The 303-nt window shown below is 33.3% G+C and carries 1 protein-coding gene; it reads right to left on the bottom strand.

From position 1 onward, the window contains the following. Window positions 1-303, bottom strand: a 303-nt coding sequence (locus tag ACIR131C_RS25985) for a hypothetical protein (protein WP_035371663.1), incomplete at both ends; no start/stop codon positions are given.

Genomic DNA, 303 nt, shown 5'->3' with positions numbered 1-303 from the left:
GTAAAGTCTCCAACTCTCTCATATTCCCCTCTCCTACAAGGAGAGGGGTTAGGGGTGAGGTTTCATAATAAGCATTTTTCAAAAGTTCAACCCATAACCGCAACTGACATATTTTTACAGAATTAGAGTTAATATCCACACCAAATAAACAACCTTCAATAATCCTTTGTTTCTCATGAAATAAAGTTTCTTGCACCCGTTGACTTTCTTTATTTTTTGGATTATACTCAAATAATAAACCATCCTCATCTGTAATGATTAACTCATCATTCACAACTTCAATCTGATATTCCTTTAATCTTT

Origin of the sequence: Dolichospermum circinale AWQC131C (assembly GCF_000426905.1) — a bacterium.
GTDB classification, from domain to species: Bacteria; Cyanobacteriota; Cyanobacteriia; order Cyanobacteriales; family Nostocaceae; genus Dolichospermum; species Dolichospermum circinale.
The sequence above is the reverse complement of the archived record's forward strand: the minus strand, read 5'-3'. Positions and strand labels throughout refer to the sequence as shown.